This is a genomic window from Kosakonia sp. BYX6, assembly GCF_038449125.1.
Lineage (GTDB): Bacteria > Pseudomonadota > Gammaproteobacteria > Enterobacterales > Enterobacteriaceae > Kosakonia > Kosakonia calanthes.
The window spans coordinates 3,609,859-3,630,302 of the sequence record NZ_CP151800.1 but is presented as its reverse complement, the minus strand read 5'-3'; the positions used below and the strand labels follow the sequence as shown (position 1 = coordinate 3,630,302).

General features: G+C 55.5%; 21 protein-coding genes. 15 read left to right on the top strand and 6 right to left on the bottom strand.

Annotated features, from left to right (window positions below; genetic code table 11):
- Positions 1-6 precede the first annotated feature (6 nt).
- Positions 7-1,116 (top strand): DUF1615 domain-containing protein, encoded by a 1,110-nt coding sequence (locus AAEY27_RS17090; RefSeq protein WP_342321970.1) that lies wholly within the window; start codon positions 7-9, stop codon positions 1,114-1,116.
- On the opposite strand, the gene AAEY27_RS17085 is transcribed toward AAEY27_RS17090, so the two are convergent.
- Complete coding sequence (locus AAEY27_RS17085) at positions 1,113-1,421, bottom strand: DUF2755 family protein (protein WP_342321969.1); 309 nt, start codon at positions 1,419-1,421, stop codon at positions 1,113-1,115. The genes AAEY27_RS17090 and AAEY27_RS17085 overlap by 4 nt on opposite strands.
- A 287-nt stretch (positions 1,422-1,708) precedes the next feature.
- Here AAEY27_RS17085 and AAEY27_RS17080 point away from each other — a divergent pair, with 287 nt between their 5' ends.
- Positions 1,709-1,930 carry a DUF2754 domain-containing protein gene (locus AAEY27_RS17080; protein WP_342321968.1) on the top strand — a complete coding sequence of 74 codons (222 nt, stop codon included), beginning with the start codon at positions 1,709-1,711 and terminating at the stop codon, positions 1,928-1,930.
- 3 nt (positions 1,931-1,933) lie between these two features.
- Here the strand turns inward: AAEY27_RS17080 and ddlA are convergent, their stop codons facing one another.
- A complete protein-coding gene (gene ddlA, locus AAEY27_RS17075) occupies positions 1,934-3,031 on the bottom strand; it encodes a D-alanine--D-alanine ligase (protein ID WP_342321967.1) in 1,098 nt (365 codons plus the stop codon).
- A 108-nt stretch (positions 3,032-3,139) separates the two neighbouring features.
- On the opposite strand from ddlA, the gene AAEY27_RS17070 reads away from it, so the two are divergent.
- From AAEY27_RS17070 to AAEY27_RS17045, 6 genes are all read left to right on the top strand, one after another.
- On the top strand, positions 3,140-3,823 hold the full coding sequence (locus AAEY27_RS17070) for an extensin family protein (protein WP_342321966.1): 684 nt from the start codon (positions 3,140-3,142) through the stop codon (positions 3,821-3,823).
- 170 nt (positions 3,824-3,993) lie between these two features.
- The gene (locus AAEY27_RS17065) at positions 3,994-5,184 is read left to right on the top strand and encodes a multidrug efflux MFS transporter (RefSeq protein WP_342321964.1); all 1,191 of its coding nucleotides are present in this window, start codon (positions 3,994-3,996) and stop codon (positions 5,182-5,184) included.
- A 262-nt stretch (positions 5,185-5,446) separates the two neighbouring features.
- Positions 5,447-5,707 carry an anti-adapter protein IraP gene (gene iraP / locus AAEY27_RS17060; protein ID WP_342321963.1) on the top strand — a complete coding sequence of 87 codons (261 nt, stop codon included), beginning with the start codon at positions 5,447-5,449 and terminating at the stop codon, positions 5,705-5,707.
- 103 nt (positions 5,708-5,810) lie between these two features.
- Entirely contained in the window at positions 5,811-7,226 is a 1,416-nt protein-coding gene (gene phoA / locus AAEY27_RS17055; protein WP_342325620.1) for an alkaline phosphatase, read from the top strand.
- A gap of 90 nt (positions 7,227-7,316) precedes the next feature.
- Positions 7,317-7,640, top strand: a complete 324-nt coding sequence (gene psiF, locus AAEY27_RS17050) for a phosphate starvation-inducible protein PsiF (RefSeq protein ID WP_342321962.1) — start codon at positions 7,317-7,319, stop codon at positions 7,638-7,640.
- A 180-nt stretch (positions 7,641-7,820) separates the two neighbouring features.
- Positions 7,821-9,344 carry an FAD-dependent oxidoreductase gene (locus AAEY27_RS17045; RefSeq protein WP_342321961.1) on the top strand — a complete coding sequence of 508 codons (1,524 nt, stop codon included), beginning with the start codon at positions 7,821-7,823 and terminating at the stop codon, positions 9,342-9,344.
- Positions 9,345-9,382: 38 nt separating this feature from the next.
- On the opposite strand, the gene proC is transcribed toward AAEY27_RS17045, so the two are convergent.
- The gene (proC, locus tag AAEY27_RS17040; protein ID WP_342325619.1) at positions 9,383-10,189 is read right to left on the bottom strand and encodes a pyrroline-5-carboxylate reductase; all 807 of its coding nucleotides are present in this window, start codon (positions 10,187-10,189) and stop codon (positions 9,383-9,385) included.
- A 134-nt stretch (positions 10,190-10,323) separates the two neighbouring features.
- On the opposite strand from proC, the gene AAEY27_RS17035 reads away from it, so the two are divergent.
- The 5 genes from AAEY27_RS17035 to ppnP all read left to right on the top strand — a co-directional run bounded on the left by AAEY27_RS17035 (position 10,324) and on the right by ppnP (position 13,064).
- Positions 10,324-10,785: a YaiI/YqxD family protein gene (locus AAEY27_RS17035; protein ID WP_342321960.1), complete on the top strand. Its 462-nt coding sequence runs from the start codon at positions 10,324-10,326 to the stop codon at positions 10,783-10,785.
- A gap of 230 nt (positions 10,786-11,015) precedes the next feature.
- Positions 11,016-11,540 (top strand): shikimate kinase AroL, encoded by a 525-nt coding sequence (gene aroL, locus AAEY27_RS17030; RefSeq protein ID WP_342321958.1) that lies wholly within the window; start codon positions 11,016-11,018, stop codon positions 11,538-11,540.
- Positions 11,541-11,590: 50 nt separating this feature from the next.
- On the top strand, positions 11,591-11,782 hold the full coding sequence (yaiA, locus tag AAEY27_RS17025; RefSeq protein ID WP_342321957.1) for a protein YaiA: 192 nt from the start codon (positions 11,591-11,593) through the stop codon (positions 11,780-11,782).
- A gap of 234 nt (positions 11,783-12,016) precedes the next feature.
- Entirely contained in the window at positions 12,017-12,694 is a 678-nt protein-coding gene (locus AAEY27_RS17020) for an AroM family protein (protein ID WP_342321956.1), read from the top strand.
- Positions 12,695-12,779: 85 nt separating this feature from the next.
- A complete protein-coding gene (gene ppnP / locus AAEY27_RS17015) occupies positions 12,780-13,064 on the top strand; it encodes a pyrimidine/purine nucleoside phosphorylase (RefSeq protein WP_342321955.1) in 285 nt (94 codons plus the stop codon).
- Between the two features lie 123 nt (positions 13,065-13,187).
- Here the strand turns inward: ppnP and rdgC are convergent, their stop codons facing one another.
- Positions 13,188-14,099: a recombination-associated protein RdgC gene (gene rdgC / locus AAEY27_RS17010; RefSeq protein WP_342321954.1), complete on the bottom strand. Its 912-nt coding sequence runs from the start codon at positions 14,097-14,099 to the stop codon at positions 13,188-13,190.
- 98 nt (positions 14,100-14,197) lie between these two features.
- Between rdgC and mak the strand changes: the two genes are divergently transcribed.
- Positions 14,198-15,106: a fructokinase gene (gene mak, locus AAEY27_RS17005; RefSeq protein ID WP_342321953.1), complete on the top strand. Its 909-nt coding sequence runs from the start codon at positions 14,198-14,200 to the stop codon at positions 15,104-15,106.
- Between the two features lie 108 nt (positions 15,107-15,214).
- Here mak and sbcC read toward each other — a convergent pair whose 3' ends face one another.
- Together sbcC and sbcD are read right to left on the bottom strand one after the other, a co-directional pair.
- Positions 15,215-18,355 (bottom strand): exonuclease subunit SbcC, encoded by a 3,141-nt coding sequence (gene sbcC, locus AAEY27_RS17000; protein WP_342321952.1) that lies wholly within the window; start codon positions 18,353-18,355, stop codon positions 15,215-15,217.
- Positions 18,352-19,554, bottom strand: coding sequence for an exonuclease subunit SbcD (gene sbcD / locus AAEY27_RS16995; protein ID WP_342321951.1), 1,203 nt, complete (start codon positions 19,552-19,554; stop codon positions 18,352-18,354). The genes sbcC and sbcD overlap by 4 nt, the downstream gene beginning before the upstream one ends.
- Before the next feature lie 197 nt (positions 19,555-19,751).
- Here sbcD and phoB point away from each other — a divergent pair, with 197 nt between their 5' ends.
- Positions 19,752-20,441 (top strand): phosphate response regulator transcription factor PhoB, encoded by a 690-nt coding sequence (gene phoB, locus AAEY27_RS16990; protein WP_007373472.1) that lies wholly within the window; start codon positions 19,752-19,754, stop codon positions 20,439-20,441.
- Positions 20,442-20,444: the final 3 nt, after the last annotated feature.

Here is a 20,444-nt window from a genome sequence, read left to right as displayed (position 1 = left end):
AACGTTATGTCCTGGGTACCCCGTTTTGGCTGGCTGCTGGCAGCACTGATTGTTGCCGGTTGTACTACGCAAGGCCCGCTTTCTAAAAAGGAAGCGGAGAAAGAGCAAGAGCAGGAAAAGCCGCTGGATGTCGCGAGCGTGGTACGCCAGAAGATCCCCGCCAGTGTGAAAGACCGGGATGGCTGGGCGCAGGATCTGGCAACCACCTTTGAGAGCCAAAAAATAGCGCCGACGCTGGAGAACATCTGCTCGGTGTTGGCGGTGGCGCAGCAGGAGTCGAATTATCAGTCTGACCCTGTGGTGCCGGGGTTAAGTAAAATCGCCTGGAAAGAGATCGATAAGCGCGCCGCGCGGTTGCATGTCCCGGCGCTGCTGGTGCACACGGCGCTGAAAATCCCGTCGCCGAATGGCAAAAGTTACAGCGAACGGCTGGATCGCGTGAGAACCGAGAAAGAGCTGAGCGCTATTTTTGATGACATGATTGGCACGGTGCCGATGGGGCAAACTCTGTTTGGTTCTTACAACCCGGTACATACCGGCGGGCCGATGCAGGTCAGCGTGGCGTTTGCCGAACAGCATACCGAGGGTTACCCGTGGGAAATCAACGGTACTGTGCGCCAGGAAGTGTTCAGCCGCCGGGGCGGTTTGTGGTTTGGCACGTACCATTTGCTGAACTATCCCGCCAGTTATCGCGCGCCGATTTACCGTTTCGCTGATTTTAATGCCGGGCTGTATGCCAGCCGCAATGCGGCTTTCCAGAATGCCGTGAGCAAAGCGACCAGCGTGAAACTGGCGCTCGACGGCGATTTGATCCTTTACGGCAGCAGTGAAGCGGGTAGCACAGAAAAAGCGGTACGCAAACTGGGCGCGCAGCTTTCAATGAGCGACCGCGATATTCGCCGCCAACTGGAGCGGGGCGACAGCCAGAAATTCGAAGAGACGACACTCTACCGTGAAGTCTATCGATTGGCAGAAAAGAAAAGTGGGAAAACGTTGGTAAGAGAGATGTTGCCTGGGATTCAATTAGAAAGCCCGAAGATCACGCGCAACCTGACAACAGCATGGTTTGCGAAGCGCGTGGACGATCGTCGGGCCACCTGCATGACGCAGCACTAACGGGAATGGCGGTGTCGCCAGCGTAAAACCAAGAAGATAACCCCAAGCAGGGCGCTTCCCGCAATAAAAGGCACAAGACCGAAAATTGTGCCTACGCCCATCCCCATTTCAACGTGGGGGCGCGTCACATCCTGCGCCTGCATCAAATGTTCAAACACGCCAGGGGCGTGCACCAGCAGGTTCAGAAGTTGCGCTCCCGCCCAGAAGCAGAGCAAAACAAAAACGGCGTAAGCGATATTACCCGGTCTGGAGGTGTCACGTTTTTTTGCGCCCTTGAAGGGTTTTGCCAGGGTAAAGTCAGCCATAAGACCTCCGGTACTCTTCACTTTTTTCAAACGATGTTCACTTTCAAACGCTCGAATTAATCGGTGCGGAAGGTGTAACTGAGGCTAATTCTGGCACCACTCCTGGATTGTCAACATCAGAATGGTGATAATTTCATACCGGGAATGATCCCAACCTATCGATTTTTGTTCGCGCTCACATTTTTGTAACGTTTTAATTACTCACGTAACATTTAAGAATTTCCGCATACGCCACAGACCGAAAGAGTGTCCTGTGCGATGATGGCTTTTTAACTGCCGGAGTTGTCATGAAGCTGCCTGAGAAAATTCGCCGTGACTGGCACTACTACGCTTTTGCGATTGGTTTGATTTTTATTCTGAATGGAGTGGTGGGCCTGCTGGGATTTGAAGCGAAAGGTTGGCAAAGCTACGCGGTGGGGCTGGTAACGTGGGTGATCAGTTTCTGGCTGGCCGGGTTGATTATCCGCCGTCGCCCGCATGATGAGGAGACGGCAGATAAACCGGAGTAACGCTTAGTTGACCGAAATTTTCAGGGCGCTGTTAGCCTGATGGCGCTCAATCGCTAACTCAATCAGTCGCGTGATAAGTTCGGCATAACCAATGCCGCTTGCCTGCCACAGTTTCGGGTACATGCTGATGTTGGTGAAACCCGGCAACGTATTGATCTCATTGATTACCACGTCATTATCTGGCGTTAAGAACACGTCAACGCGCGCCATCCCTTCACAACCTAACGTCTGATAAGCCTCAATGGCGATTTCGCGGATTTTGTCATTCACTTCGGCGCTTATTGCTGCAGGAACCACCACTTTCGCGCCATTATCATCAATGTATTTGGTGTCGTAGGCGTAAAACTCGCTGTTCAGCACGATCTCGCCACAGGTACTGGCCTGCGGCGCGTCATTGCCCAGCACCGCGCATTCGATCTCGCGACCTTTAATGCCTTGTTCCACCACCACTTTTTTATCGAACTCAAACGCCAGGCGCACTGCGTCATGATATTGCGCTTCGTTCGTCACTTTGCTCACACCAACAGAAGAACCCTGGTTGGCGGGTTTCACGAACAGCGGCAGACCAAGCTGCGCCTGGACGTCGTTAAAGGTGATGGTTTCGCGGTTCGCGCGGGTCAGCGTGATAAACGGCGCAATTGCCAGACCGGCGTCGCGCAGTAAACGTTTGGTGACATCTTTGTCCATGCAGGCGGCGGACGCGAGCACATCGGAGCCGACAAACGGCAAGTTTGCCAGGCGCAGCATGCCTTGCAGGGAACCGTCTTCGCCGAGCGTGCCGTGGACAATCGGGAAAATCACATCGACATTGGGCAGCGGCGCGCTGTTTTCCGTCTGAATCAGCTGTTGCTGTTCAACCCCCGGCACCAACGCCACGCTGTTCGTCGAAGGATTCAGGGCGATCCGCGCCGGATCGCTGGCGTTGAGCAAATAATTATTCGCATCGCTAATATGCCACTGCCCCTGCTTATCGATCCCCAGCAGCACCACATCAAAGCGCGATTTATCCATCGCATCGACGATATTTTTCGCCGACTGTAACGACACTTCATGCTCCGCCGATTTGCCGCCGAAGACGACCCCTACCCGCAGTTTTGCCATTTCTACGTTCACTCATACTGTATTCAGAAAGCCCATACCATAGCACGTCAAAACGCACGATTCGCGGCCTTCTGCCATAATGTTTTTTGCACAGCAGAGGGGATTGATGTGAGAGGGAAAAGCCTGGTCGTAATCTGCATTCTTCTGGCGGTTATCTTTGTGGGTTACCGTTATCTGCCGTCGTATTACAACCCGTTTGCGCCATTGCAACTGAGCGATCCGCCGGGGCGCATTACCCAGTTCAAGTTACGGCGGTTATCGCCACAAGATTGCGCGGCGCTGCTGACGCAGGCCAATCAGCAGCGGCTGATTTCGTCCGCACCGGTGGCGAACAGCGGCGGCGATTGCCCGTTAACCGATGTGGTGCGTGTGCGGGATTTTGGGCCAGTGAAATTGAGCAGCAGCTTTCTGGCGAGTTGCCCGCTGGCGCTCAGTTCCGCGTTGTTTGTCGAGCAGCAGGCGCGCCCGCTCAGTCAACATATGATGGGCAGTGCGTTGACGCGCATCGATCATCTGGGAAGCTATGCCTGCCGCAACATCTATAATCGGGCAGACGCCCGACGCAGTGAGCATGCCAGCGCGGAAGCGCTCGATCTGAGCGGCTTTCGCCTGGCGAACGGCGAGCAGATCACGGTGCTGCGCGGCTGGCGGCAGGCGCGTACGCAGCCGTGGCTGCGGGCGATGCTCAGTGCCAGCTGCGGCTATTACGGAAACGGCCTTGGGCCGGAATATAACGCCGCGCACGCTAACCATTTTCATTTAGGCATGCGCGGGTTTGGTCTCTGTCGCTAAGCATAAATCACTGAGCATTGTGTGGTTTTTTTGCGCTGGCTGCGGCGCTAAGTATAGCCAGACAGATAAAACACCGAAATTGCGCTAAGCGCATCTCTGGTGACTCATCGCCGGCGCAAACTTGTTACTCTGTGCGCCGTTTGCCAAAACCTGAATACTTACGCGTACTTATGGAATCCTGGAAGGTTAATCTCATCTCGGTGTGGTTCGGTTGTTTTTTCACCGGCCTCGCTATCAGTCAAATTTTGCCTTTTTTGCCGCTGTATGTGGCGCAACTGGGCGTGACATCCCATGAAGCTTTATCAATGTGGTCGGGCTTAACTTTTAGCATCACCTTCCTGGTGTCCGCGATTGTCTCGCCGATGTGGGGCAGCCTGGCGGATCGTAAAGGGCGTAAGTTGATGTTGCTGCGCGCCTCGCTCGGCATGGCGATCGCCATTCTGTTGCAGGCTTTCGCCACCAACGTCTGGCAGCTCTTGATCCTGCGCGGCGTGATGGGCCTGACGTCGGGTTATATTCCCAATGCAATGGCGCTGGTGGCTTCGCAAGTGCCGCGCGAACGCAGCGGTTGGGCGTTGAGCACGCTTTCTACCGCGCAAATCAGCGGCGTGATTGGCGGCCCGCTGATGGGCGGTTTTCTCGCCGACCATTTAGGGCTGCGCACCGTGTTTCTCATTACCGCGCTGCTACTGATGGTGAGTTTCCTGGTGACGCTGTTTCTGATTAAAGAAGGGGCCAGACCGACGGTGAAAAAGGGCGATCGGTTGAGCGGCAAAGCGGTGTTCTCCACATTGCCTTACCCTGCATTGGTGATCAGCCTGTTTGTCACCACGATGGTGATTCAATTGTGTAATGGCTCCATCGGCCCCATTCTCGCGCTGTTCATCCAGTCGTTATCACCCGATACCGCGAATATCGCGTTTCTCAGCGGGCTGATCGCCGCCGTGCCAGGCATGTCGGCGCTGCTTTCCGCGCCGCGCCTTGGCAAGCTCGGCGACCGCATTGGCACCTCGCGTATCTTAATGGCGACGCTTGCCTTCGCGGTGGTGCTGTTTTTTGCCATGTCGTTTGTCACGTCGCCGCTGCAACTGGGCATCCTGCGTTTTCTGCTTGGCTTCGCCGATGGCGCGATGCTACCGGCGGTGCAGACATTATTGTTGAAATATTCAAGCGATCAGGTCACCGGGCGGATTTTTGGTTATAACCAATCGTTTATGTACCTCGGGAATGTCGCCGGTCCGCTAATGGGCGCCACGGTGTCGGCGATGGCGGGTTTTCGCTGGGTGTTTGCCGCCACCGCAGTGGTGGTGCTGATCAACCTCTGGCAGCTGGCGTTGGCATTTCGTCGCGTGTGTAAATAGGGTTTAAACGCGGTCGGAAATTCACCTTCCGGCCGCTACATAATATTTTCTTATAGCAATACGCCCTTTCATTATTTTTTTTCTCTATCGCAAAAGTATTAACTCTATTTGCCTTACGGTGCTTTGAAGCGTTTCGCTGACGCTATTTTTTGAATCTACTTACTGCGTTGTGAATTAATTCGCAAAAATAGTACATGCATCCACTTTGCAACAACAAAATCGAGTGTTAACGTCTTTCGACATCACATAAGGAAATCCTGCCATGAAAAATCTCATTGCTGAGTTGTTGGTTAAGCTTGCGGAAAAAGAAGAGGAATCGAAAGAGCTCGTCGCGCAAGTTGAAGCGTTGGAAATCGTTGTTACCGCACTGCTGCGCCGCATGGCGGCCGCTGAGCAACAAGCGCTGATTTTGAGCATTGAAGGCGCGCTGGAAGAAGCGCTGCCGGGCGATCAGGTTTCACATCAGGATACGGAGCTGTTGCAACAATACGTAAAAAAGCTTTTAAGGCATCCGCGCAACTGAACATAAGTTAGCCGGACAGAAACTGTCATCTCACTGTCATCTGCGCTGCATATAGTCGCTTTGTTTTATTTTCTTTAAGTATTTGTACATGGAGAATATTAAAGTGAAACAGAGCGCATTATTCCTCGCTTTATTACCGGTGTTGTTTACCCATAATATTCATGCGGAAACAACTGCATCACCTGTTCTTGATAACCGTGCTGCACAAGGCGATATTTCCACGCCTGGTGGCGCCCGCCGTTTAAGCGGTGACCAAACCGCCGCTCTGCGCGATTCCCTGAATGATAAGCCCGCGAAAAATATTATTTTACTGATTGGCGATGGCATGGGCGATTCCGAAATTACCGCCGCGCGAAATTATGCCGAAGGCGCGGGCGGATACTTCAAAGGTATTGATGCTTTGCCGCTGACCGGCCAGTACACGCACTACGCGCTGGACAAGAAAACCGGCAGACCGGACTACGTGACCGACTCTGCCGCTTCGGCAACGGCGTGGAGCACCGGCGTGAAAACGTATAACGGCGCGCTGGGCGTCGATATCCACGAAAAAGATCATATGACCATTCTGGAGATGGCCAAAGCCGCCGGCCTGGCAACGGGCAACGTCTCCACCGCCGAACTGCAAGATGCCACGCCTGCCGCGCTGGTGTCGCACGTCATTTCCCGCCGCTGCTACGGCCCAACGGTCACCAGCGAGAAATGCGCGCTGAACGCGCTGGAAAAAGGCGGTAAAGGCTCGATCACCGAACAACTGCTAAATGCCCGCGCGGACGTCACGCTGGGCGGCGGCGCGAAAACCTTCAGCGAAACCGCGACGGCGGGTGAGTGGAAAGGCAAAACTCTGCGCGAACAGGCGCAAACGCGCGGTTATCAAATGGTGAACGATGCCGCGTCGCTCGCCGCAATTACCGAAGCGAACCAGGATAAACCGCTGCTTGGCCTGTTTGCCGATGGCAATATGCCGGTACGCTGGGAAGGGCCGAAAGCGTCATTGCACGGTAATATTGATAAGCCAGCCGTGACCTGCCAGCCAAACACGCAACGCACGAACAGCGTGCCGACGCTGGCGGCCATGACCGAAAAAGCCATCGATCTACTGAGCAAAAACGAGAAGGGCTTCTTCCTGCAAGTGGAAGGCGCGTCGATCGATAAGCAGGATCACGCGGCGAACCCGTGTGGTCAGATTGGTGAAACCGTCGATCTCGACGAAGCGGTGCAGAAAGCGCTGGCGTTCGCCAAAAAAGACGGCAACACGCTGGTTATTGTGACCGCGGATCACGCGCATGCCAGCCAAATCATCCCGCCGGACACCAAAGCGCCGGGGTTGAGCCAGCTGCTGAACACCAAAGATGGCGCGGTGATGGGCATTACCTACGGCAACTCGGAAGAGGAGTCGATGGAGCATACCGGAACGCAGATTCGCATCGCGGCTTATGGCCCGCACGCGGGGAATGTCGTCGGGCTAACCGATCAAACCGATCTGTTCTACACCATGAAAGCGGCGTTAAGCCTGAAGTGATGGCTGCCCGGTGGTAAATCTTTGCCACCGGGTGGTTTTTTCACCAATTAGGACCATCCTTAAAGGGCTCATTGACAGGAGGATGGTGCGATGAAAATAACATTACTGGTTACCCTCATCTTCGGTCTGCTGTTTGTCACGGCGCTGAGCGCCGCCGATGAAAAGACACTGACCCCGCAACAACAACGAATGACCCTCTGCAACCAACAGGCCACGGCGCAAACCCTCGCGGGCGATGCCCGTAAGCAATACATGCGCGACTGCCTGAGAAACACCAAAACCGAACCCGGGCAAAAAAGCCTGACGCCGCAACAGCAGCGGATGCGCGAATGTAACGCCCAGGCGACCCAGCAATCGCTCAAAGGCGATGACCGCAGTAAATTTATGAGTGCCTGCCTGAAAAAACAGCCGTAGTTCAACAGGGTGAGTGTTTTTCAGCGCTCACCCCGTCCGCCGCTTTTCCCCGCTTTGTTGCTCGTTGGCTAATCTCTGCCAGGCTTAATTTGTGAGCTTCGTTTTATTTTTACCCTTCATTGTGGTTGTACGCCGCCTGGCGTTACGCCCGTTTTGCTACACGAATACGGGAGCAATATTATGAATTATCAATATGTTACCGAACTCAATTCTCTACCAGAAAACCAACCGGTCAAAGTCGACGTCGCGGGGACGTCGATGATTTTGATTCGCACGCTAAACCAGGTGCGCGCTTTTCAGAGCAAATGCCCCCATGCGGGCGGGCCGCTGGAAAAGGGCGCCATCTGCGACGGCAAATTGGTGTGTCCGTGGCATAAAGCCGCGTTTGATATCACCAATGGCGAGTGGCGCGAGCCGCTGGCGCTGCAAAATCTGAAACAATACCCGGTGCACATTGAGCAAAATCGTGTGCTGGTGAACCCGCGTCCGCTTTCTCCCACCAGCCATACGCAGATCCGCGGCGAGCGCCCGCAAACGGCGGTAATCCTCGGTACCGGCGCCGCAGGCAGCGCGGCGGCGATCACGCTGCGTGATGCTGGATTTAACGGCCACCTGATCCTGATCGACAAAGAGAGCGAAGCGCCGTACGACCGTACTGCGCTGAGTAAATTCGTGCCGGCTGGTAAAATGAAAATCAGCGAAGTGCCGCATCTGTTGGATGAGGCGTTTTACAACCAGCCGGGTGTCGAAAGCCTGCGCGAAGAGGTGACCGATCTTGATTGCCACAACCATCAGCTGACGCTGGCGGATGGCCGTGAAATCACCTTCGATAAGCTGCTGCTGGCAACGGGCGGGCAGCCGGTGTGGCCGGATATTTCCGGCAATCACCTGGCGGGCGTGCATGTCTTGCGCGACATCCACCAGGCGCAAACGCTGTTGAATGACGTGGAGCACGAACAGAAACTGGTGATCATCGGTAACAGCTTTATCGCCATGGAACTGGCGGCGGCGCTGCGCAATCAGGATGTCGATGTGACGGTACTGTCGCGCCACGCGCTGCCGTTTGTGCCGCAGTTCGGCGAAGAGATGGGCCAGCGCTTTATGGACATGCACAAACAAAACGGCGTTAAATTTGTCACCGGTGAACCGGCGGCGCTGGAAGGGGATGGCCATGTGCAGGGCGTGACGCTGAAAAATGGCCGCACCTTACCCGCGCACGTGGTGGTGTTTGCCACCGGGGTGCAACCGGCCACGGAACTGGTGCATGACCTGCCCCATGAAAAAGACGGCAGCCTGACGGTGGATGAAACCCTGAGCGCGGCGCCGGATGTCTGGGCGGTGGGCGATATCGCCAGTTATCCCGCGCCGGAAGGGCGTCGGCGCATTGAGCACTGGCGCGTCGCGCAGCAGCAGGGGAGGATCGCCGCCTTTAATATGCTTGGCGAACAGCGCGCGTTCGACCGGGTTCCGTTTTTCTGGACCACCCATTTCGGTACGCGCTTCGAGTACCTCGGTTACGCCCGTGAATGGGACAGCATGAAAATGTTGGGTTCGTTTGAGGATAAACGTTTCGCCATGTTGTACGGCGAAGAGGGTGTGTTGAAAGCGGTGCTGAGCTGCGGGGAGTACAGCGAAACGGCGGGGCTACTGCTGAAAATGCAGCAACCAATCAGTATGAATGCCGCAAGCCAAATGCTCTCCTGATGGATGCGCCACGGCAATCGATGCCGTGGCGCAAAGTTTCAGCTGCTGAGTTTCTCGGATTTCGCCATGCAGGCGCTAATTGCTTCGATTACCGCCGAGCGGAAACCTTTCTCTTCCAGCACTTTCACCGCTTCAATGGTGGTGCCGCCAGGCGAGCAAACCATGTCTTTCAGTTCACCCGGATGCGTGCCGGTTTCCAGCACCATTTTCGCGGAACCCATCACCGCCTGCGCGGCGAATTTATAAGCCTGCGCGCGCGGCATGCCGCCCAGCACGGCGGCATCGGCCATCGCTTCAATAAACATAAACACATACGCGGGCGCAGAGCCGCTGACGCCAACCACCGGGTGGATCATCCCTTCGGCAATCACTTCGGCTTCGCCAAAGCAGCGGAAAATATTCAGCACATCGGCGGTATCTTCCGGCGTGACCAGCGCATTCGGGGTAATTGACGTCATCCCGGCATTGACCAGCGACGGCGTGTTGGGCATAGCGCGAATGATTTTGCGATCGTGCCCCAGCGCACGGGCCAGTTGATCGAGCGTGACGCCCGCCGCGATGGAAACCACCAGCGTCTCTTTATTCAGGCTGGATGCCACATCGCTCAGCACTTTGGCCATGATATTCGGCTTCACCGCGCCGAAGACGATATCGGCAATCTGCGCCACTTCCTGCGCGCTTTGCGCGGCATTGACGCCAAACTTCTCTTGCAGGGCGGCAACTTTATCCGGCGACGGGGTGTAGACCCAAATCTGCCCCGGTAGCACTTGTCCACTGGCAATCAGGCCGCCCACAATTGCCTTACCCATGTTTCCGCAGCCGATAAAACCGATTTTCTTCTCCATCACGTCCGCCTCTTCACTTGTAATTGCTTGTGGCATATAGCTTAACGTGGAATCTCCGCGAGGGCGAAAGGATCTCTGCTTTCCCCGACGGGCAATTAAAGCGACAATGCGCCGGACATAATAAAGGAGCGAGCATGGCGATTTGGGTGGATGCGGACGCGTGTCCGAATGTTATTAAAGAGATTTTATTTCGCGCCGCCGAGCGCACACAAACGCCGCTGACGCTGGTCGCCAACCAGAATCTGCGCGTTCCGCCGTCGCGCGTGATTCGCTCGTTACGCGTTCCAGCCGGGTTTGACGTTGCCGATAACGAAATTGTGCGTTTGTGCGAAGCGGGCGATTTAGTGATAACCGCTGATATCCCGCTGGCGGCGGACGTGCTGGCGAAAGGGGCGGCGGCGCTGAACCCGCGTGGTGAACGCTATACTGAAGCAACCATTCGCGAAAGGCTGACGATGCGCGATTTTATGGATACGCTGCGCGCCAGCGGCATTCAGACCGGTGGGCCGGACAGCCTGTCGCAGCGCGATCGCCAACAGTTTGCCGCGCAATTGGACAAATGGCTGCTGGAAGATCAACGCCGTCAGGCAAAGTAATTGCGGGCTTGTCAGCCTGCGGTTCATTCAGTAAGGTTGCCGTAACACTCGATGCCACAGAATCTTTACAGTGAAGGCCTTTATCTACGCGGCTTTTCCCCTATGTAGCTACGGGGTTCGACACAAAACTGTAACGTTAATCTTACGATGAAGTTTGTACTAGTTTAGTGATATCATCGCCGTCTTATTTTCCGTCCCAGGCTCATGGGACCCGGAGGGAACACCTGCTCATGACGTTACCCATTTTTCTTATCGGCGCACGCGGTTGCGGCAAAACCACCGTGGGACAGGCGCTGGCGCAGGCGCAGGGATGCCAGTTTGTCGATACCGATAGCTGGTTACAGGACACTGCGCAGCAGACCATCGCCGACATCGTGGAAAAAGAGGGTTGGGACGGTTTCCGCGCCCGCGAAACAGCGGCGCTGGAGGCTGTCACCGCTCCATCTCAGGTGGTGGCAACTGGCGGCGGGATTATCCTCAGCGACTATAACCGCCGCTTTATGCGCGAAAACGGCACGGTGGTTTATCTTTGCGCGCCAGTCAATGTGCTGGCAGGGCGGTTGGAAGCTTTCCCGGAAGAGGGGCAACGCCCAACGCTTACCGGTAAACCGATCAGCGAAGAGGTGAGCGAAGTGCTGGCCTCGCGCGATGCGTTATATCGTGAAGCTGCGCATTATGTGGTGAACGCGGCGCAACCGCCTGCGCAGGTGGTGGCAGAGATTAAAGCGGCACTGCAACTGGCGTGCGCCAGTTAGCGAAACGATTGTCTATACTTATAGCTCTATTCGCAAAGTGAGGAAGAGCTATGCCGACCAAACCGCCTTATCCGCGTGAAGCCCGCATTGTTGCTGTTGAAAAAGGCGCGAGCGGCGCGACTGTCACCTGGTATGAACTGCGCGCCGATCACCCAAAACCGGATTCCTTAATTAGCGAACATCCCACAGAGCAGGAAGCGCTGGACGCCAAGAAGCGTTATGAAGACCCGGACAAAAGCTAAGGCTGCGGCTTTTGCATGGGATCTTTCTGAACATGATAGAAACGGACTTTGGTCACACTTTTTGACTGGCTGAATGCCAGTCACTGGTTAAAATTCATTGGTATTGGAATTTATAAGAACATGGGAGTGGCATGTTCTCTTTACAGGGGAGCGGTGATGGCTTACTGCATTATCGGTTCACCACCGTAGCGAGAACCAATAAGAATAAGCAGTGTTGAAAGGCGGAAATCAGAAATGAGTGCAACCTTGGCGATCCTCACCATTGGTGTGGTGCCGGTAAAAGAGATCTTCCCGCTCCTCACAGAGCATGTCCCAGAACAGCAAATTACCCACATCAGCCTGCTGGGTAAAATGGACCCCGACGATGTACGCAATGATTATTGCGTCGATCCGGGGGAGAGTGCTATCCCCACACGTCTGAGCGACGACAGCCTCGGCATGGTGTCCCGAGAAAAAGTCGAGCGCGATCTGCAAAGCGTCATTGAAGTGCTGGATAACCAGGGCTACGAAGTCATCGTGTTAATGAGTACCGCTGATATTCGCGGTTTCGTCGCGCGTAACGCTATTCTTCTGGAACCACAACGCATCATTCCTCCGCTGGTGGCTTCCATCGTCGACGGCCATCAAGTTGGCGTCATCGTGCCGATCCCTGAACTGATGGCGCAACAACAAAAGAAGTGGCAAGTGCTCGAAAAAGAGCCCTTTTTTGAGCTGGCGCACCCCTTTTTGGCGAGTGAATCAGAGCTGATCAACGCCGGAAGAGCGTTGCTGGATCGCGGTGCCGATGTATTAATGCTCGATTGTCTTGGGTTCCATCAACAGCACCGAGATTTGCTCCAGAAAGCGCTGGATGTCCCGGTGTTATTGTCTAATGTTCTGGTCGCGCGACTGGCGTCTGAACTGCTGGTCTAGGCCGCAGAACGGCGCAATTTAGCGTGACAGAAGCGAAGCCCGGCTTCTATAGTGTTTTTCCACACATTTTTTTAAGGGCCAGTTCATGCTTCAAAGTAACGAATACTTTTCCGGTAAAGTGAAGTCCATTGGGTTTACCAGCAGTAGCACTGGCCGCGCCAGCATTGGCGTGATGGTGGAAGGTGAATACACCTTTGGAACCGCGCAGCCGGAAGAGATGACGGTCGTCAGCGGTGCGCTGAATGTGCTGTTGCCGGGCGAAACCGAGTGGAAAACTTACGTTGCCGGTGAAGTGTTCAATGTGCCTGGCCAGAGCGAGTTTCATTTGCAGGTTGCTGAGCCGAGTTCGTATCTCTGCCGCTATTTGTAATCTTCTCACTGCGTAATTTGCACGTAGGCCGGATAAGGCGTTAGCCGCCATCCGGCAAAAAAATGCCTGATGGCGCTGCACTTATCCGGCCTACGCGATATTACATGACCTGGAAGCGCGCTATTAACGCTGCGCTTCGCCGCCCAAACCTTCCACCAGATTTTGAATCAATGCCGCCAGCTCGCCGGTCATCAAGATAAAATCGGCATCAAAACGCTGGGCGAAATCTTCCCGGTCGATATCTTCGTTCTGATCGCGCAGTTCATCGCAGAATTTCAACCGCTTCACTGAACCGTCATCGCACATCAAAAACTGGATGCGTTGCTGCCAGTCGAGCGCCAGCTTGGTCACCACTTTTCCGGCTTCAATATGCACGGCGATTTCGTCGCTCACCAAATCCTGTTTCTTCGCGCGGATCACGCCGCCATCTTCCAGCATCGCTTTCAGCTCTGCTTCGTCCAGCAACTGGAAACCCTGCGCCACTGTGCCGGAACGTACCCATTCGGTCAGCGTCAATTCGATGGGGTTTTCCATCGCCAGCGGCACAACCGGCAGCGAACCCAGGCTTTTACGCAGCAGCGCCAGCGTATCTTCCGCTTTTTTGGCGCTCGCGCAGTCGACCATAATCAAACCGTTAACGGTATCGATCCACATCATCGTCTGGCTGAAACGGCTGAACGCGCGCGGCAGCAGCGAGTGCAATACTTCGTCTTTCAGGGAGTCTTTTTCGGTTTTTTTCAGCTTCCGACCCTGCTCGGCTTCGAGGCGTGAAATTTTCGCTTCCAGCGCCTGTTTCACCACCGGGGTGGGCAGAATTTTTTCTTCTTTGCGGGCGCAGATAATAATCTGGCCGTTGTGGGTATGGGTCAGCGCGTCGCTGTGTGAGCCCATCGGTGGAACCCATCCGGTTTTCGCCATATCCTGACTACCGCATGGAGTAAACGATAGCGGCGCAAGCTGTTTTTCCATCTCTTCCGCACGCAGCGCCACATCGCGGCTGAGACGGTATACCATTAAATTTTTGAACCACAGCATGATTTTTTCCACGGCCTTGTCGTTAAATGCAGCGGGCATGATAGCGAATTGTCGCCGCGGTTGCATGCTAATGCGTGGTCCACTATGAGGAGTTTGATGTGCGTATCGGTATCGATTTGGGTGGTACGAAAACTGAAATTATCGCGCTTGATGAGGGCGGCGAAGCGTTGTTCCGCCATCGCCAGCCCACGCCGCGCGACTATCAGCAAACCATTGAGCTTATCGCTTCATTGGTGGATTTGGCGGAAAAAGAGACCGGCCAGCGCGGCACGGTCGGCATGGGGATTCCCGGTTCTATCTCGCCTTATACGGGCGTAGTGAAAAACGCCAACTCTACCTGGCTGAACGGTAAACCGTTCGACAAAGATTTGAGCCAGCGCCTGAACCGCGAAGTGCGGCTGGCGAACGACGCCAACTGCCTGGCGGTTTCCGAAGCGGTGGATGGTGCGGCGGCCGGGGCGCAAACCGTGTTTGCGGTGATTATCGGCACGGGCTGCGGTTCCGGTGTGGCGCTGAATGGTCACGCGCACATTGGCGGCAACGGCACGGCGGGCGAATGGGGCCATAATCCGCTGCCATGGATGGATGATGACGAGCTACGTTATCGCGCCGAAGTGCCGTGTTACTGCGGTAAACAGGGCTGCATTGAAACCTTTATTTCCGGGACTGGTTTTGCGACGGATTACCAGCGCTTGAGCGGGCAACCGTTGAAGGGCAGCGAGATTATCCGCCTGGTGAGCGAGCAGGATCCGATCGCCGAGCTGGCGTTAAGCCGCTACGAACTGCGGCTGGCGAAATCGCTGGCGCATGTGGTGAATATCCTCGATCCGGATGTGATCGTGCTGGGCGGCGGAATGAGCAATGTCGAGCGTCTATATCAGACGGTGCCGGGGCTTATCAAAAACTGGGTGTTTGGCGGCGAATGCGAAACCCCGATCCGCAAAGCGCTGCACGGTGATTCAAGCGGCGTGCGCGGTGCGGCCTGGCTTTGGCCGCAGGACGAATAAAAAAGGTAGGCTGTAGGCCGGATAAGCGAAGCGCCATCAGGTGTTCGGCTCTTCGGGAATGACGCCGGATGGCGGCTGACGCCTTATCCGGCCTACCTCTTCATATTTCTACAAAACCGCGTATTTCCCGTCGAGTTTGCTGTAACCCAAGCCGTTTATTTTCTTCACTTTGATCTGCACCGGAATGCGCTCTTTCATCGCTTCCACATGGCTAATCACGCCAATGGTTTTACCGGTAGCATTCAGCGCATCAAGGGCATCCAGCGCGGTATCCAGCGTTTCACTGTCGAGTGTGCCGAAACCTTCATCAAGGAACAGTGAATCGATGCGGGTTTTATGGCTGACCAGATCGGACAGCGCCAGCGCCAGCGCGAGGCTGACAAGGAAGCTTTCCCCACCGGAAAGGGTGCGGGTATCGCGTACTGCATCCGCCTGCCAGGTGTCGACCACCTCCAGTTCCAGCGCTTCGCTGGCTTTGCGTTTCAGCAAATAGCGGCCATGCAGGCGGGTTAACTGGTTGTTCGCCAGCCACACTAAGTTATCCAGCGTCAGACCCTGGGCGAACTTACGGAATTTATCGCCTTCTTTAGAACCGATCAGCGCATTCAAATGGCCCCAATCATCGCAGCGGGCGATGGCTTGCTCAATTTGCTGCAACAGCGTTTGCTGACGCGTGCGGTTGTCCGCGTCCTGCTTCAGTTGCTGGCGGAATTCGCCCTGGCGGGTGGTGTTTTCACGCAACTGGCGCGACACATTTTCCAGCGCCAGCCCGGCGCTTTCTGCCGTGGCATTTTCTTGCAGATCGGCAGGGCGCTGCGCCTGATGTGCGGCAACAGCTTGCTCGGCACTGGCGGCCAGCACCTGTTTTTGCTGGCAATCGGCGTCCAGCTTCTGGCGCAACTGCTCAAGGCGCAAACGTTCGCCATCATCAAGCAACGCGCTGAGAAACGCCTGTTGATCGGCGAACACGCTGTTCACCAGCGCGTCGGTGAATTGTTTTTCCAGCGCGCTTTCCGTGTTGAACTCTTGCACCAGTTGCTGTTGCAGCGTTTGCCACTGGCTCTTAAGCGACAGGCATTCATCATGCACTTTTCGCCAGCCTTCCAACGCCACGGTTTGCCCGTCTGCTGGCGTGTCATCCTCCGGCAGTGTATCGAGAATCGGCGTTAACAACGCCACCCGTTCCTGTAGCGCGGCCAGTTGTTGCTGCTGGTGCTGCCACTGTTGCGCTTCTTGCGCCCGCGCGGCCAGCCACTGCGGCTCTTCGCCTTCCGGCGGCAATGCCAAATCCAGTGTGGCAAGGGCCGACGCCAGGCTGTCGCGACGGTTGGCGACGGCCTGTTGATACTGCTCGCTTTGCTGGCGTAATTCGGTAATTTGTTGCTGCAATGTCTGGCGCTGATTGAGCAGATAAAGCTGCTGCTCATAGGCATCCTGCGCGCTTTGCCAACTGGTCAGATCGCGATGCGGTTCAAGCGTGACATTCAGCATCGCGCAGGCTTTGGCCCAATCCTCTAACCAGGCCTGTTCTTCCTGCTGCAAGGTTTTGGCTTCGCGCTCATCTTTTTCATAGCGTTCGCTCAGCCCTTTAAGCCGCTCGCTCAAGGCGACGCCAGCTTCTTTCATCTCGCGCACTTCAAGATCCAGCGCGTTAAAACGGGTCTGATTGACGCCGGGTTCGATGGCCTGATACTGCGCAACCGCCGGATGTTCCGTCGCGCCGCACAGCGGGCAGGGGTGCCCCGGTTGCAGGCGCGCGCGTTCGCTCTCCAGATCTTTGATGCGGCTTTCCAGTTCGCAGATGGTGCGCACTTCGCTCAGTAGCTGGTTTTTTTCTTTATACAGATCGCGTTTACGCGCCAACTCGGCGTTGAGCTTTTCCTGCTCCGCTTTCAGATCCAACAAACTTTGTTGGCGCTGGGTTAGTTGCTTACGCAGCGGCGCGAAACGGGCGTGCAAAGCGGTAAGTTGCTGGCGCAGCGGGCGGTTTTGCGCGCAAAGCGCCATGGCGGCAGACGTCTCTTCACTGCTTAATTCCAGCGTCGAAGTCGGCAGCGTGCGCAAACGCGCTTCATGGCTTTGCACGCGTTGTTGCAAGCCTTGCCACTGTTTTTTCTCTTCTTCTAACTGATTGAACAGTACGCGCCAGCCGGTGAGTTCACTCTGCCAGCGCTCAAAACGCGCATGCTCTGTGAGCCAACTGTCCAGCGTTTTTCGCGACGCCAACAACGCGGCATGCTGCTGACCCGCGCTAAAACGAATGCGCGCGCGCAGCGACAGGCTGGCATGTAAGCGAGCATTCACTTCTTCACTCTGGCTGCGAGTGCGCGCCAGCGCTTTACGTTGTTCTTCGAGCCTGTCCCACAGCGGGCGCAACTGCTGCGCCGGTTGTGCCCGTTCCAGTGCCGCCAACTGCGGCTGAGCGCTGGCCAGCGACTGCTGTGCTTGCGCCAGCGCGGCCTGCGCCCGCCCGCGCGCGGCGTGTAATTCCGCATCGCGGTTCAGCCATTGCGCCTGCGTCTGCACGGCGCGTTGCCCGGCCAGCAAGGTTTGCTCTTCGTCAGTAAGTGCCTGCAAACTTTGCGTAAGCTGCTGGCGCTGCTCATCGTTGAGTAAAACAACGCCTTCAGCCTGCGCCTGTAAATTCTCCAACTGGGTTTTCGCGGTTTTGTGTTTCTCAAACACCATCGCCGAAATTTGCCCGTAAATTTCGGTGCCGGTTAGCTCTTCAAGCAACTCCGCGCGTTCGCGGGGTTTGGCATTGAGAAACGCGGCGAACTGGCCTTGTGACAGCAGCATCGAGCGGGTGAAACGCCCATAGTCCAGCCCGGTGAGCGAGGCAGTGAGATCGAGTTTATCTTTCACTTTATCGGCAAGGATTTTGCCGTCGGCGCAGGTGGCAAGCTCGACGCGCGGCGCCTGCAAGTTGCCATCCGCCAGCCCACGGGCGCGGGTCTGGCTCCAGAACGCCCGGTAAGCGACGCCTTTCACTTCAAATTCCACTTCCGCCAGGCAGTCGGCGGTGTCGCGGGTCATTAAATCGTTTTGCGATTGCGACAAGGTGCTCAGGCGCGGCGTTTCGTGGTACAGCGCCAGACAAATCGCATCCAGTAACGTGGTTTTCCCCGCGCCGGTCGCGCCGGTAATGGCAAATAAGCCATTGCTGGCGAACGGCTCTTCGGTGAAATCGATTTTCCACTCGCCTTTCAGCGAATTGAGGTTTTTTAAGCGTAAGCTGAGGATTTTCATGCGTCTTGCTCCTCATCCAGCGCCTGGCAGGTTTCGCTAAACAGCGCCTGTAAACGCGCGGTTTGGGTTTCGTCGAGTTCTTCCTGCGCGAGGCGGCGGGCAAAAACGTCTTCCACTTTTAATTCGCTCAATGTTTCACGTAATTCCCCGGCGAGAATGCGCTCCCGCTGCTCGCGGCTGCGGCGAACCAGCAACACTTCCACCGGTAAATCCTCGGTCACTTGTTGAATTTTTCGCTGCATATCCGCCAGATAATCGCTGCTGACAATTTCAATATCCAGCCACACCGGCGTGTCTGCCGGGGCATCGCGCCACTGCTCAAGTTGGCGACAAATCTCCGCAAAATCACCTTTTATTACCGCTAGCGGCTGGGTTGGCGGAACCTCCAGCGCAGTCACTTCCGCCAGCTTGCCATCGGTGAAGGTCACCAGATTGACGCTTTTGTTTTTGCCCGTTTCATCAAAACTTAACGGGATCGGCGAGCCGCAATAACGAATGTGCGCCTGACCGCCAATTTTCTGCGACCGGTGAATGTGTCCCAGCGCGATGTAATCGGCGGGCGGAAAGTTTTGTGCAGGGAAAGCATCCAACGTGCCGATATAAATATCACGTACCGCGTCACTTTTGCTGGCACCAACGGTGGTTAAATGGCCGCTGGCAATAATCGGCAAACGTTGTTCGCGGCGCAGTGTACAAGCGGTGGTGAATTGTTGTTGGTAGTAATCGGTAATGGCAGTCAGCAGATGTTGCTGTTTCTCCTGCCCGGAAAGCCCCGCCTGGCTGACGGTAATGTCGCGCGGGCGCAAAAACGGCACCGGGCAAAACACGGCACCGGGCGCGCCATCACGGCGGTAAAGCAGAAACGGTTCGATGCCCGCGCTGGCAACCACCGTGGTTTTCAGGTAGGCGAGGATCTCTTTCGATTCATTGAGGGTGGCCACGGAATCATGGTTTCCGGCCAGCACCACCAGCTGACAGCCGGTTTGCTGAAGCTTGACGACAAAGCGGTTATAAAGCTCGCGCGCGTAACTCGGCGGTGAGCCGGTATCGAAGATGTCCCCGGCGACGATTATCGCATCCACTTCGTGGCTTTCCGCCGTGGCGAGTAGCCAGTCGAGAAAGGCGTGGTGTTCGGCGGCCCGGCTTTTACTGTAGAAATTTTGGCCCAGGTGCCAGTCTGACGTGTGAATGATGCGCATAGGGGGTCCGTGGCAAAAAAGCGTAAAGGGGATTATAAACATTAAGCAGATAAGGGACATATCCAGGCACAAATTTGCGCTGTCACACTTCTTCGAGTGGAGTCATATGGCGGTCATCTTATTCATAAATCTGTCATAAAACTGACGCATAATGGCGCCGCTATCTATACAGATGACTAATTAAAACAGGGCAAATCATGGCGAGACGAATTCTGGTCGTAGAAGATGAAGCACCCATCCGTGAAATGGTTTGCTTCGTGCTCGAGCAAAATGGTTTTCAACCGGTGGAAGCTGAAGATTATGACAGCGCGGTGAACCAACTTAATGAACCCTGGCCCGATCTGGTTTTACTGGACTGGATGTTGCCCGGCGGTTCTGGCATCCAGTTTATTAAACATCTAAAGCGTGAAGCGATGACCCGTGATATTCCGGTGATGATGCTGACGGCGCGCGGGGAAGAAGAAGATCGCGTTCGTGGGCTGGAAACAGGCGCGGACGATTACATCACCAAACCCTTTTCACCTAAAGAACTGGTCGCGCGAATCAAAGCGGTAATGCGCCGAATTTCGCCGATGGCAGTGGAAGAAGTTATCGAAATGCAGGGGCTAAGCCTCGACCCATCGTCACATCGCGTGATGACCGGCGAAAACCCGCTGGATATGGGGCCGACCGAGTTTAAACTCCTGCACTTCTTTATGACCCACCCGGAGCGGGTTTACAGCCGTGAACAACTGCTGAACCACGTCTGGGGAACCAATGTTTATGTTGAAGACAGAACGGTGGACGTGCATATTCGCCGTCTGCGCAAAGCGCTGGAACACAGCGGGCACGATCGTATGGTGCAAACAGTGCGCGGCACGGGATATCGTTTTTCGACCCGTTTCTGAAAT